The organism is Microbacterium phycohabitans (genome assembly GCF_032464935.1).
GTDB lineage: Bacteria > Actinomycetota > Actinomycetes > Actinomycetales > Microbacteriaceae > Microbacterium > Microbacterium phycohabitans.
This window is the reverse complement of sequence record NZ_JAWDIT010000002.1, coordinates 240,746-252,940: the sequence shown is the minus strand read 5'-3', so window position 1 is coordinate 252,940 and position 12,195 is coordinate 240,746. Positions and strand designations below refer to the sequence as shown.

12 protein-coding genes, 1 pseudogene and 1 riboswitch are annotated in these 12,195 nt (G+C 72.2%); of the genes and pseudogenes, 6 read left to right on the top strand and 7 right to left on the bottom strand.

Features of this window, described 5'->3' with window-relative positions:
* Positions 1-51: 51 nt before the first annotated feature.
* A complete protein-coding gene (locus RWH44_RS05575; protein WP_298876351.1) occupies positions 52-441 on the top strand; it encodes a hypothetical protein in 390 nt (129 codons plus the stop codon).
* A 166-nt stretch (positions 442-607) separates the two neighbouring features.
* Here RWH44_RS05575 and RWH44_RS05570 read toward each other — a convergent pair whose 3' ends face one another.
* The 3 genes from RWH44_RS05570 to RWH44_RS05560 all read right to left on the bottom strand — a co-directional run bounded on the left by RWH44_RS05570 (position 608) and on the right by RWH44_RS05560 (position 3,618).
* Complete coding sequence (locus RWH44_RS05570; protein ID WP_316003802.1) at positions 608-1,426, bottom strand: sulfite exporter TauE/SafE family protein; 819 nt, start codon at positions 1,424-1,426, stop codon at positions 608-610.
* A gap of 66 nt (positions 1,427-1,492) precedes the next feature.
* Positions 1,493-2,311 (bottom strand): ABC transporter permease, encoded by an 819-nt coding sequence (locus tag RWH44_RS05565; protein ID WP_316003801.1) that lies wholly within the window; start codon positions 2,309-2,311, stop codon positions 1,493-1,495.
* Positions 2,308-3,618 carry an ABC transporter ATP-binding protein gene (locus RWH44_RS05560; RefSeq protein ID WP_316003800.1) on the bottom strand — a complete coding sequence of 437 codons (1,311 nt, stop codon included), beginning with the start codon at positions 3,616-3,618 and terminating at the stop codon, positions 2,308-2,310. Before RWH44_RS05560 ends, RWH44_RS05565 begins: the two co-directional genes overlap by 4 nt.
* An 87-nt stretch (positions 3,619-3,705) precedes the next feature.
* Here RWH44_RS05560 and RWH44_RS05555 point away from each other — a divergent pair, with 87 nt between their 5' ends.
* Genes RWH44_RS05555 through RWH44_RS05535 form a run of 5 tightly spaced genes read left to right on the top strand, consistent with a single transcriptional unit; the run spans position 3,706 to position 7,392 of the window.
* Positions 3,706-4,770: an enoyl-CoA hydratase/isomerase family protein gene (locus RWH44_RS05555; protein WP_316003799.1), complete on the top strand. Its 1,065-nt coding sequence runs from the start codon at positions 3,706-3,708 to the stop codon at positions 4,768-4,770.
* A gap of 34 nt (positions 4,771-4,804) precedes the next feature.
* Entirely contained in the window at positions 4,805-5,635 is an 831-nt protein-coding gene (locus RWH44_RS05550; RefSeq protein WP_316003798.1) for an LssY C-terminal domain-containing protein, read from the top strand.
* Entirely contained in the window at positions 5,632-6,201 is a 570-nt protein-coding gene (locus RWH44_RS05545) for a hypothetical protein (protein ID WP_316003797.1), read from the top strand. The genes RWH44_RS05550 and RWH44_RS05545 overlap by 4 nt, the downstream gene beginning before the upstream one ends.
* Before the next feature lie 42 nt (positions 6,202-6,243).
* Positions 6,244-7,170, top strand: coding sequence for a DnaJ domain-containing protein (locus RWH44_RS05540; RefSeq protein WP_298876335.1), 927 nt, complete (start codon positions 6,244-6,246; stop codon positions 7,168-7,170).
* A 39-nt stretch (positions 7,171-7,209) separates the two neighbouring features.
* Positions 7,210-7,392 (top strand): DUF5302 domain-containing protein, encoded by a 183-nt coding sequence (locus RWH44_RS05535; protein WP_298876333.1) that lies wholly within the window; start codon positions 7,210-7,212, stop codon positions 7,390-7,392.
* Between the two features lie 81 nt (positions 7,393-7,473).
* Here the strand turns inward: RWH44_RS05535 and thiD are convergent, their stop codons facing one another.
* The 4 genes and pseudogenes from thiD to RWH44_RS05515 all read right to left on the bottom strand — a co-directional run bounded on the left by thiD (position 7,474) and on the right by RWH44_RS05515 (position 12,155).
* A complete protein-coding gene (gene thiD / locus RWH44_RS05530) occupies positions 7,474-8,892 on the bottom strand; it encodes a bifunctional hydroxymethylpyrimidine kinase/phosphomethylpyrimidine kinase (protein ID WP_316003796.1) in 1,419 nt (472 codons plus the stop codon).
* A gap of 398 nt (positions 8,893-9,290) precedes the next feature.
* Positions 9,291-9,938 (bottom strand): thiamine phosphate synthase, encoded by a 648-nt coding sequence (gene thiE / locus RWH44_RS05525; protein ID WP_316003795.1) that lies wholly within the window; start codon positions 9,936-9,938, stop codon positions 9,291-9,293.
* Between the two features lie 341 nt (positions 9,939-10,279).
* Positions 10,280-11,050: pseudogene (thiM, locus tag RWH44_RS05520) on the bottom strand (hydroxyethylthiazole kinase); the annotation flags it as partial.
* Positions 11,042-11,133, bottom strand: a riboswitch (TPP riboswitch). Its footprint overlaps the pseudogene before it by 9 nt.
* 356 nt (positions 11,134-11,489) lie before the next feature.
* Positions 11,490-12,155 carry an SDR family oxidoreductase gene (locus RWH44_RS05515; protein WP_316003794.1) on the bottom strand — a complete coding sequence of 222 codons (666 nt, stop codon included), beginning with the start codon at positions 12,153-12,155 and terminating at the stop codon, positions 11,490-11,492.
* Positions 12,156-12,195 lie beyond the last annotated feature (40 nt).

Genomic DNA, 12,195 nt, shown 5'->3' with positions numbered 1-12,195 from the left:
TGTGAGGTGCCCGGCGGATCGACGAGTGACGACGCTGGCAGGATGGAAGGCATGGTGACCCTGCTGCTCGATTCGACGCAGCTCGAGGTCGTGCTCTCGCCGACCGAGCGGGCTCTGTCGTTCCGCAAGACCAACATCGTCGTCCCCCGCGAGCACATCGACCGGGTGCAGTTGACGGACGACGCGTGGACCTGGATCCGCGGGGTGCCCAACCCCGGGATCAACCTCCCCGTCGCCATCGGCGCCGGCACGTGGAAGTCCGCCGGGGGCAACGACTTCGTCATCATCCGGGGACGCAAGCCCAGCGTGGTCGTCGACCTCGCCGGTCACGAGGAGTTCGAGCGCCTGGTGCTCACCACCAAGCACGGGGTGGCGCTGGTGAAGGCGCTGCGCCTCGATGTGGCATCCGAGCCCGAGGACGTCGCCGACATCGTCGCCTGAGCGACCACCGGCTGCACGCTCACGCTCACACGCTCACGCGCCCGCGTGTGCCGGCGATCGAGTGTCCAGAACACCCGGACGAGATGTCGCACCGTCCGGGTTTCCTGGACACTCGACCAGCGGCAGCGGCAGCGGCAGCGGCGGCGGCGCTGCGCGAAACACCGGCTCAGCTCGTGAACTGCACCACGGTGTCCCACGCGAGCTTGACGATGAGGATCGACAGGGTCACCAGGAACACGATCCGCACGAACCCGCTGCCGCGGCGGGTGGCCATGTGCGCGCCGATGAAACCCCCGGTGACGTTCATCACGGCCATGGCGAGACCCAGCACGAGGATGATCTCGCCGTGCACGCCGTAGACCGCGAGGGCCGCGAGGTTGGTGGTGAGGTTGGCGATCTTCGCGTTGGCGCTCGCCTGCAGGAATCCGTAGCCGAGCACGCCCACGATGAGGATGACGAAGAACGAGCCCGTGCCCGGACCCAGGATGCCGTCGTAGAACCCGACCAGCAGTCCGATCGCGCCCGCCCGCCAGGCGATGGCCGCGCGTCCGTCGTGTCGCGGGGCGTGCTCGAGGCCCATCTTCGGCTTGAAGAGCGTGTAGACCGCGACGGCGACGACGGCCACGAGCACCACGGGCGTCAGCACCTCGCGGGGGACGAAACGCGAGAGGGCAGCACCGACCGTCGAACCGGCGTACGCGCCCGCCACCAGCGGCACGAGCAGCACGAGCTGCACCCGGATCCTGCGCAGGTAGACCCAACTGGCCGAGAGCGTTCCGAAGAACGACGACAGCTTGTTCGTGCCGAGGATGAAGGGCGTCGCGACGTCTTTCGGTACACCGATGACGAGGGCGGGGAGCTGGATCAGGCCACCCCCGCCGACCACGGCGTCGACCCAGCCCGCCACGCCCGCGGCGACGAGCAGCAGCACGAGGGCGGCCGCCGAGACGGGGAGCCACTCGGCGATCACCGGTCCATCGAGCACGGTTGATTCTCGCCGCTGCGGGAGCCGCCGCCAAAAGCCGCCGACGAAAAGCGCAGTCCCGCGGGGTCAGTCGATGTCGCGGCGCCAGGTCGTGAACAGGCCGATCACGAGCAGCACCACGGCGTAGCCGAGCAGGACGAGCCCACCCATCCACCACTCGAGGGCGTCTGCGCCCGCCGTGCCCATCGCGCCGAAGATGGTCTGCCCCACGAGCGCGTCGCTCGCGGCGCTGGGGAACCACTTCACCACGTCGCCGAAGCCCTCGACCACCCCGCCGAGGGTGCGGATGATCGGCTCGATGAACAACGTCACCGCGAGCACGATGACGATCGCGGCGACCTGATTGCGCACCACGGTGCCGACGCCGATGCCCACGACGGCCCAGAGCGCGAAGGCCAGCAGCATGCGGCCCACGAGCACCCAGGTGTCGGGGGAGGTCAGCTCGGCGTCGATCCCGAAGATGCTCAGCACGCCCGCTCCCGCCGCGATCGCGGCGAGAGAGCCCAGGATGCCGTACAGCAGGCCGACCAGGACGCCGACGACGAACTTGCCCACGAGGACGACGCCGCGACGAGGAGTCGCCAGGAACGTCGGGGTCAGCGTCTTGTGGCGGAACTCGGTGGTCACCATCAGGGTGCCGATGAGGAGGGGGAAGACGTAGCCGACGGCCGAGGCCGTGCTGTAGACGAGCGCGGGCACGCCGTCGGCGGACACCGCCGGACCCGTCGCTGCGCCGAGGCGGCCCGAGGCCACCCCGCCGAACACGAAGGCGAGGACGCCCGCGGTGAACGCGACGTAGACCATCAGCACGATGCCCAGCACCCACCAGCCGGCGGTGGTGAACTGCTTCGTGTACTCGGAGCGCGTGGCGGCGAGCAGCGTCATCGCGAGACCTCCTGCTCGTGACGGATGCGATGGTCGTCGTCGGCGGTCTCGTCGCCATGGGCGACCGCCCCCACGGGAACGATGTCGATCACCCCGGTCGAGGCCACCGCGTAGGACGGGCGGGGCGATTCGTCGGCCTCGGCGCGGGCGGGAGCGGCGGGAGCGGCCGTGGCGGGGGCGATCACCGCCACGAGAGCCGTGGACGGGCGCGGGTCGTCGGGCACGCGATCCTCGGCCGAGGGCGGCGCGAGCTCGGGTGCGGCGGCCTCGGCAATGTCGGCCGCGGCGTGGGCGGTCGCCGGGACGTCGGCGGGCGCGGGCGTCATGACCGGCGCGGACGCCGTGGCGTCGCCGGTCGCCTCGGGCGTGGCATCCGTCGGCGGGACGGAGGTTCCGCCGGCGCTCGCGTGCACGCGCGTGCCGCTGACGAGCTCGAGGAAGATGTCCTCCAGGCTCGCACCCTTGCTCTGCAGGTTCGACAGGGCGATGCCGGCGCCGGCGGCGAGGGCCCCGATCTCGACCGGTTCGTGGTGGCGGATGGTGAAGCCGTTGCGCAGCAGCTGGTAGTCGATGCCGCGTCCGTCGAGCAGCTGCGACAGCGCGGTCCGGTCGGGGGAGTCGACGACGGTGGCGTACTCGTCGGGGTCGGCGAGGTCTTCGATGCCGCCCTGGAACACCAGGCGACCGCGCGAGATGATCAGCAGCGCGTCGACGGTCTGCTGCACCTCGGCGAGCAGGTGCGAGGAGATGAGCACCGTGCGCCCCTCCTCGGCGAGGTGGCGCAGCAGCGAGCGCATCCACCGGATGCCCTCGGGGTCGAGGCCGTTCGACGGCTCGTCGAGCACGAGCACGCCGGGGTCGCCGAGCAGCGCCGTGGCAAGGCCGAGACGCTGGCGCATGCCGAGCGAGAAACCGCCGACGCGGCGCCCCGCGACGTCGGCGAGACCCACGAGACCCAGCACGTGGTCGATGCAGGAGGTGGGCAGGCCCGCGGCGCGGGCGTACACCTTGAGGTGGTTCGCGGCCGAGCGACCCGGGTGGAAGCTCGAGGCCTCGAGGGCCGCGCCCACCGTCTGCAGCGGAGAGTCGAGATCGGCGAACGCCTTGCCGCCGATGGTCGCGGTTCCCGCCGTGGGACGCACGAGCCCCAGCAGCATGCGCAGCGAGGTGGTCTTGCCGGCCCCGTTGGGGCCGAGGAACCCGGTGACCTGTCCCGGCTCGATCCGGGCGGAGAGATCGTCGACCGCCGAGACCGCTCCGAAGCGTTTGGTGAGTCCGGCGAGCTCCAACACCTGTCCGTCGGGCATTCGGCACCTCTCGTTCGGCGGGCGTTCCGTCCATCTTCCCCGATCCGGGGCCGAAAACACATCTCGGCGCGTGTGTAACGTGGCACCGTGCACGCACAGCGAACCGAAGACGACAGCGTCCTCGTCGGGGGTCGTCGCGGCCTCGGCCATCTCACGCTCAACCGACCCCGCGCGATCAACGCCCTCGACCTAGAGATGATCCGTGCGCTGAACGTCACTCTCGACCGGTGGGAACGCGACACCGACGTCGATGTCATCCTGCTCGACGGAGCGGGCGACCGCGGCTTCTGCGCCGGCGGCGACGTGCGCGCCCTTCACGAGATGGTCACGGGCGGTCGCGTCGACGAGGTGCACGCGTTCTTCCGCGAGGAGTACGCGCTCGATCACCGCATCGCCACCTCCCGCAAGCCCGTGATCGCGATCGCCGACGGGGTGTGCATGGGCGGCGGCATCGGCCTCGCCGGTCACGCCGCGATCCGCATCGTCACCGAGCGCTCGCGCCTGGCGATGCCCGAGACGCGCATCGGCTTCACCCCCGACGTGGGCGGCTCCTGGCTGCTCGCCCGCGCGCCCGGGCGCCTCGGCGAATACCTCGCCCTGACGGGCGGGACGATGGATGCTGCCGACGCGCTGTACGCGGGGTTCGCCGACCACATGGTGCCCACCGCCCACCTCGAGGCGCTGTACGAGGCGTTGGAGAACCGCGCCGACCCGTCGAGCCCGACCGAACTCGTGCTGCTGTTCGACGAGAGCCCCGAGCCGTCGCGGTTCGAGACGGCCAGGGAGTGGATCGACGACGCCTTCGCCGCCGACGACGTGCCCGCGATCATCGAAAGGCTCCGAGCGCGCTCCGAGGCGGAGGCGCACGAGACCGCCGAGTTGCTCGCCACCTCGGCGCCCACCGCGCTCGCCGTGACGCTCGAGGCCGTCCGCCGGGCGCGCGCCCTGCCGTCGCTGCGCGCGGCCCTCGCGCAGGAGTACGGCCTCGTCCTGTGGTTCGCCTTCACCCAGCCCGACCTCGTCGAGGGCATCCGCGCGCAGGTCGTCGACAAGGACCGGTCGCCGCGGTGGTCGCCCGCGCGGCTCGGAGACCTGCCGTCCGAGCGTGTGAGCGAGGCGTTCGCGTACGAGCCGGAGCCGTCGCTGTGGTGACGTGCGCCGACCCCGGGCGAGGGTCGACCCGGTCATGACCCCTCCGCGGCGCCGCTGGTCGATCGGTCGAGCCCTCGACGGGTTCTTCTTCGTCTTCGCCGGTCTCGCCGCGATCTGGCTCGCGTACTTGAGCTTCACCGAGTCGTTCTCGCTCGGCTGGGGCGGAGCCCTGATGGCGATCGCCTTCTGGGTGCTGCTCGCCTACCTCGTGCTGCCCCGGCTGCATCGCATCCTCACGGCGATCTACGTGCCCGACTACTTCATGGGGCGCACCCGCACCTCCGACGGGTTGCTGGGCGACCCCGTCAACCTGGCCTTCCTGGGTGAGCGGGAGCAGATCGAGCAGGTGCTGACGGATGCCGGGTGGATCGCCGCGGACCCGGTGACCCTGCGCTCGTCGTGGCGCATCGTCACCTCGACCCTGCGTCGGCGCAGTTATCCTCGCGCGCCGGTGAGTCCGCTGTTCCTCTTCGGTCACGTGCAGGATCTCGCGTACCAGCAGGAGGTCGCCGGCTCGCCCGCGCAACGGCACCACGTGCGCGTGTGGCGGTGCCCCGAGGGATGGCTCCTCCCGGGCGGCCGCCGAGTCGACTGGCTGGCCGCCGGGACGTTCGACCGTGCGGTGGGCCTCTCACTGTTCACGCTCCAGGTGACGCACCGCATCGACGCCGACACCGACATCGAGCGCGACCACATCGTGGGAACCGTCGCCGGGAAGCCGGGGGTGTCGGTCGACGTCATCCGGGATTTCTCGACCGGGTATCACTCGCGAAACGGTGGCGGGGACAGCATCACCACCGACGGCGACCTGCCCATCATCGACGTGCGGGCCGTCGTCCCCGGCGGGCGGGAGCGGACGCCGTGAAGGAGCAGCGGCACCCGCGCAAGCGCGCGGCCTTCGAGCCGCCCCTCGAGCCTCCGCGCGCCGACCCCGCGATGCGGCGGCCCACCGCGACATCGGCCGGGGCGGTCCTCGTCCTGCTCCGTGCGCTCGCGGGAGCCCTTTGGGCGGTGAGCGTGGCGTTCTCGCTCCCCCCGTGGCTGCAGCAGATCGCCGGCGCCGCCAGCGGGGATGCGAGCGCTTCGACCGACCCGGATCTCGCCGGGCTCTCCGACCTCGGCCCCGCCACCGCGATCTTCCTGACCCTCATGGGCGCCCTGTTCGTGGTGCAGGTGGTGCTCGGCATCCGTATCCTCTTCGGCGGGAACCTGTCGCGCGTGCTCGTGATGCTCATCTCGGTCGCGTCGATCAGCGCGGGTTTCGTGGGCTGGTGGCAGGCGGGGGTCGAGATCACCCTGCGCACCACGCTGCTGACGCTCAGCCTCGACATCCTCGTGCTGCTGGCGCTGTCGAGCCGCGATGCGGCCGCGTACGCGCGGCGACCGCGCGGGCGCCGGGCGCACGGATCCCGCACAGGCGCGGCGCGTTAGCCTGAGAAGCGCCGCGCCTGTGCGGCGGAACGGAAGACGCACGTGTTCGACAGTCCCATGTCGTCCTCGGCATACGAGGTGCTCCGCGTCGCGGCCGACATCGACGACGAGGGTCTGCGCCGCGCCTACCGGGTGCGCCTGCGCGAGACGCATCCCGACACCGGCGGCGACGCCGCCCTGTTCGTCCAGGTGCAACGCGCGTGGGAGCTGGTCGGCACGCCCGAGGCGCGCAGCGCCTACGACCGGGGTCGCGGGACGACGACCGGGGACTGGGGCGGCGCGCCGACGGCATCCGCTCCCTCCCGTCCCACCGACACGCGCCCGCGTGCCCGCTCGCACGGCCAGCCCGGCGGTTGGCGGCGTGAGCGCTACCTCGACCTGATCCGCGAATGGGTGGGGCGCGGGGTCGACATCGCCGACCCGTACGACCCGGCGCTCGTGCGCTCGGCGCCGCCCGAGATCCGCCACATCCTCGCCGACGCGCTCGCCGAGGAGGAGACCGCGCGCCTGGTCTCGGAGCTCGGCATGGGGTACACCGTGTGGCACGACGTGCTGGCCGACCGCGACGGAGTGGATCCGGAGCAGAAGATCGACCATCTCGTGCTCGGCCCCAGCGGCCTGTACGCCCTGCTCAGCGAGGACTTCGGCGGCCCGGTCGGCGTGCGCCGCGGCGAGATCACGGGGCCGAACGTCATCGGGGCGCCGGTGACGGAGCTCGTCTCGCGGGCGCGCGTCATCGCGCGTGCCGCCGGGGTGCGCTTCAGCGGAGCGATCGTGGTCCTGCCCGACGACGACGTGTTCGACGCGATCACCGAGCTCGGCAAGGTGCGCGGCACCCCCGTCGCCCTCGTTACGCGCAGCGCGCTGACCACCCTCCTGCGCCGCGGGATCACGGGGGCGCGCGAGGTGGGCGGCACCGAGCTGTTCGACATCCGCACGCGTCTGCAGCAGCGGGTGCGCCACGTCTGATCGCTGGTCTGTTCCGCGGGGCGTGCCTAGGGTGGGGACATGAGTACCGACGACACCTCGGATGCCACGGCATCCGACGAGATGAAGCGTAAATTCCAGGCGGCGCTCGCGAAGAAGAACGGCCAGCAGCGGTCGGGTCAGGCACACCTCGACGGTCATTCCGCGGTGCAGGGAACGCACGCGGCGGTCACGAAGCGCGAATTCCGCCGCAAGAGCGGCTGACCCTCCGCGCGCGAGTCGCCAGGAATTGTCGCCTCGGGCCCGTCCGAAGCGACAGGATTTGGCGACTCGCGCGGGGCGAGGTCAGCGCAACGGCGCCTCGAAGAACGCCAGCTCCAGGCTCATCGAGCGGTCGTAGGCCGCGGCCATCGCCGTGCGGACGGTGGGGGATGCCGCTCGCGCGGCGGCATCCGCGATCGTCGTGGCCTCGGCCGACGAGGCCGCGAACGCCTCGTCGCCGTAGGCGCTGAGCCAGTCGGCGTAGGCGTGGTCGGGGCCGAACGTGCCGCGCCATCGCGCGCCGATGTCGGTGTACAGCACGAAGCAGGGCAGGATCGCCGCCACGAGCACCGCATACGAGCCCGCGGTCGAGGCGGCGTGCAGGTGGTCGGTGTACGCGAGGGTGGATGCCGCCGACTCCAGGCCCGCGGGATCGACGTGCGACCGGTGCAGCTCCGCCTCCTCGGCCAGGCACGACACCGACGCGGCGGCCCAGAAGCGCTGCTCCTCGACCGTGGGCGCGAGGGCTGCGGCCCGGGCGAGCACGCGTGCGTACTCGCGGAGGTAGAGCAGGTCCTGCCCGAGGTACCAGGCGAAAGCCGAGCGGTCGAGGGCGCCGGATGCCAGACCGCGCACGAACGCGCAGGCGTCGACGGCGGCGCGGGTCGGGGCCGTGGCCTCCCAGCGCTCGGCGCTCCACGATCGGCCGAGGTCGAGGTGCGGGCGCAGCTCGTGCAGGTGATCGATCGGGCCGTTGCCCCGGCCGACGTGCAGGGCCTCGGCGTGTTCGAGCGCGCCGGTCAGCCAGCGCTTCGCGCGCGTCAGGGCGTCGGGCCACGACAGACCGTGAGCGGCCAGGGTCGCCATCGCCGACGACAGCGAGCAGCCCGTGCCGTGGGTGTGCCGTGTGTCGACGCGGCGTCCCGCGACGGGGTGGGCGCAGAAGGCGTCGACGATCGCATCCGGGCTCTGCTCCCCGTCGAGGTGGCCGCCCTTGAGCAGGACCGTCGTGCGTGCGGTCTCGGCGAGGAGCTGCGCCTGGGCGATCGCGGCGTGCCAGGTCGTGGCCCGCGGCTGCGCCACGAGCACGGCGAGCTCGGGCAGGTTCGGGGTGACGAGGTCGGCGCGGTGGCAGAGGGCGCGCACGGCTTCTTCGGCGTCGGGCTCGAGGAGGCGGTCGCCGCTGGTGGCGACCATGACCGGGTCGAGCACGACGATCGCCGGGCGGACCTCGGCGAGCCATTCGTCGACGGTCGCCACCACCTCGGCCGAGCCGAGCATGCCGATCTTGACGGCGTCGATCTCGACGTCGTCGCTGACCGCGCGCAGCTGCGCGGCGAGGAACGCCGTGGGAGGCACGTGCACCTCGCGCACTCCCCGGGTGTTCTGCGCGACGAGCGCCGTGACGGCGGCCATGCCGTAGCCGCCGAACGCGGCGATGGACTTCAGGTCGGCCTGCACGCCCGCCCCGCCCGTCGGGTCGGTGCCGGCGATGCTCAGCACGCGCGGGCTCGTGATCCGGCTGCGCGCGTCCCGGTCGTTCCTGCTGTGGTCGCCTGTGTCGCGGTCGCCCGGGTCCCGGTCGGCTGCGTTCCGGTCGGCTGCGTCCTGGTGATCCGGGCCCCGGTGGTCGGTGCTCCGGTCGGCCGTGACCCCGTGGTCAGTGCTCCGGTCGGCCGTGACCCCGTGGTCAGTGCTCCGGTCGGCCGTGACCCGGTCGTTGGTGCTCCGGTCGGCCGTGCCCCGGTCACCCGTGACCCGGTCGTTGGTGCGCCGGTCAGCTGTGCTCCGGTCACCCGTGACCCGGTCGTTCGTGCGCTGATCGGCCATGCCCCGGTCGTTCGTGCTCCGGTCGTCCGTGCGCCCCTCGTCCGGAACCCCGCCGTCCATGTCGCGATTGCTCATGCTCCGGCCGCCCAGGCGGCGCGGATGTCGCGGACGACGGCGCCGGGATCGTCGGCTCCGCTCACCACCGACACCACGGCCACGCCGGCCGCCCCTGCCCCCCGCAGAGCGGCGATGTCGTCGACGCCGATTCCACCGATCGCCACGCACGGCACGGAAGTGGATGCCGCGAGCGCGGCGAAACCGTCCACCCCGAGCGGTCGCGGGTGGTCGGGTTTGGTGGCGGTGGCGCGGATCACGCCGACGCCGAGGTAGTCGACGGTGCCGACGGGCAGCGCTGCCGCAGCCGCCAGGTGGGCGGGCGTGTTCGCGGTCCACCCGACGAGCGCCTCGGCGCCGAGGAGAGAGCGGGCGGCCTCGACCGGAAGGTCGCTCTGCCCCAGATGGATGCCGTCGACGTGCGCCCCGCGGTCGCGGGCGGCGAGGACGACATCGAGGCGGTCGTCGATCACGAACGCGCATCGTCCGGCGACGATGTCGGCCAGGTCGAGGGCGCGCGCGAACAGTTCGCCGCCCGTGGCGACCTTGTCGCGCAGCTGCACCACCGTGACCCCCGCGTCGACGGCGGCGTCGACGACCTCGCGCAGACGCGCGAAGGGGAGGCGGTGGTCGGTGACCAGGTGCAGGGCGAGGTCGCGGTTCATCGGTCGATCCGTGCGTCGGCGGTACCGGTTCGTGCCGTCTCGGTTCGCGGGGCGTCGATTCGTGCCCGGTCGGATCGCGCCGTGTCGGTTCGTGCCGTCTCGATTCGTGATGTCTCGGTTTGTGCGGCGTCGGTTCGTGCCGTGTCGGTTCGTGCCGTCTCGATTCGTGACGTCTCGATTCGTGCCGTCTGGGGCCGTGACGTCTCGGTCCGAGCCGTCCCGGTTCGTGCCGTCTCGACTCGCGCCGCATCGGCGCCGGCCGTCTCGATGCGTTCCGTATCGATGCGTTCCGTCTCCGTTCGTACCGTCGTGGTTCGTTCCGTTTCGACGGCGACCGCGTGCAGGTCGGACGGCTCGAGTCTCGCGAGCTCGTCGAGGAAGGCGACGGCGAAGGAGCCGGGACCTCGGGAGACGGATGCCGCCCGCTCCGACGCGATGGCCCACACGGCGCTCGCGGCGATCGCCGCTTCGAACGGCTCGGTCACCGCGGCGAAGGCCGCCATCGCGGCCCCGAGGGCGCAGCCGCCGCCGGTGACGCGGGTGAGCAGGGCGCTGCCGCCGGTCACGCGCGCCGTGCGGTCGGCATCCACGATGAGGTCGGTCTCGCCCGACACGGCGACGATCGCCCCGGTTTCGCGGGCGAGGGCGCGGGCGGCCTCGAGGGCGTCGTCGGGGGTGTCGGTTGCGTCGACCCCGCGGCCGCCGGCACCCGCACCGGCCAGGGCGAGGATCTCGGAGGCGTTGCCGCGGATGATCGTCGGCCGGGCGGCGAGCAGGTCGCGTGCGAGGGCGGTGCGCACCGGCAGTGCGCCGACGGCGACGGGGTCGAGCACCCACGGGGTTCCGGCGCCCACAGCCTCGCGGGCGGCATCGCGTTGTTCGGCGGTGGGGGTTCCGAGATTGACCAGCACTCCGCCCGCGATTGAGGCGAAGAGCCCGGCTTCGCCGGGGATGTCGCACATCGCAGGGGCGGCTCCGAGAGCGAGCAGAGCGTTGGCGGTGAAGTTGGTCACCACCGTGTTCGTGATGCACTGCGTGAGCGGAGCGGCCCGGCGGAGGGCCTCGAGGCATTCGGCGGGGGTGGACGGAGACGACGACGTGCGAACGACCATTCGCGACATCCCTTCGCTAGTACGAACTAGATCAGGTTCGACGGGTGTGTTCTCAGCCCTCGCGGGCACCCCGTGTCACTGCGGGCGACGCTAGCACAGCGCGCGCGAGGGTCGTGGGCGCGCTGTGCCAGGGAGCTGCGGTTGGTCGGAGCGAGGGTCGGAGGCGCGCTGTGCCGGGGAGCTGCGGTCGCTCGCCGCGAGGGTCGATGTCGAGCCGGAGCAGGCCTCAGGTGCGCTGCGCCACGGAGCCGCGGTCGCTCGCAGCGAGGGTCGATGCCGGGCCGGAGCAAGTCTCGGGCGCGCTCTGCCAGGGAGCTGCGGCCGGTCGCAGCGCGGGTCGATGCCGGGCCGGAGCAGGTCTCGGGTGCGGCGTCGGCCGTGGCGTCGCGGGTCAGGGTGGGCGCGTTCGACGGTTTCCCTGCGTGGGCCCCCGCGAACGTCAGAACCGGGCCGAGAACCCGCCGTCGGTGTGAAGGAGCTGACCGCTGATCCATCGGCCCGCGTCGGACAGCAGGAACGCCGTCACTCCCGCGATGTCGCGAGGTGTGCCGAAGCGGCCGAGCGGGTGGTGTCCGGCGAGCGCGTCGCGGGTGTCGTCATCCATCCATCCGGTGTCGATCGGCCCGGGATTCACGACGTTGGCGGAGATGCCCCGAGGCCCGAGCTCCCGTGCGGCCGAGATGACGATGCGGTCGAGCGCGCCTTTCGAGACGCCGTAGGGGAGGTTGCCGGTGGTGTGATCGCTGGTGAATGCGACGATCGCCCCTCCCGTCTCATCGACCTGTCGGGCGAACGCGGCGATCATCAGCAGAGTCGCGCGCGCGTTGACCGCGATGTGGCGATCGAAGCTCTCCGCGGTGGTGTCGAGGATGCCCGACTCGATCCCGTGCGCGTGGCTCAGCACGAGGGCGTGAATCGGCCCGCGTTCGTTCGACACGCGCTCGACGAGCTGCGGGGGCGCCGTGGGGCTGGCGAGGTCGCACGGATAGTCGCCGGAGTCGATCTCGCTGGTCACGACGTCCCACCCGTCGGCTTCCAGGCGGGGGATGACCCCGGCAGCGATGCTGTTCGCGCGCGCGGCGCCGGTGACGAGGGCGAGGGGCATGGAAGGAGGCTACGTCGTCGTCGTCGTCGTCGTCGCCGCC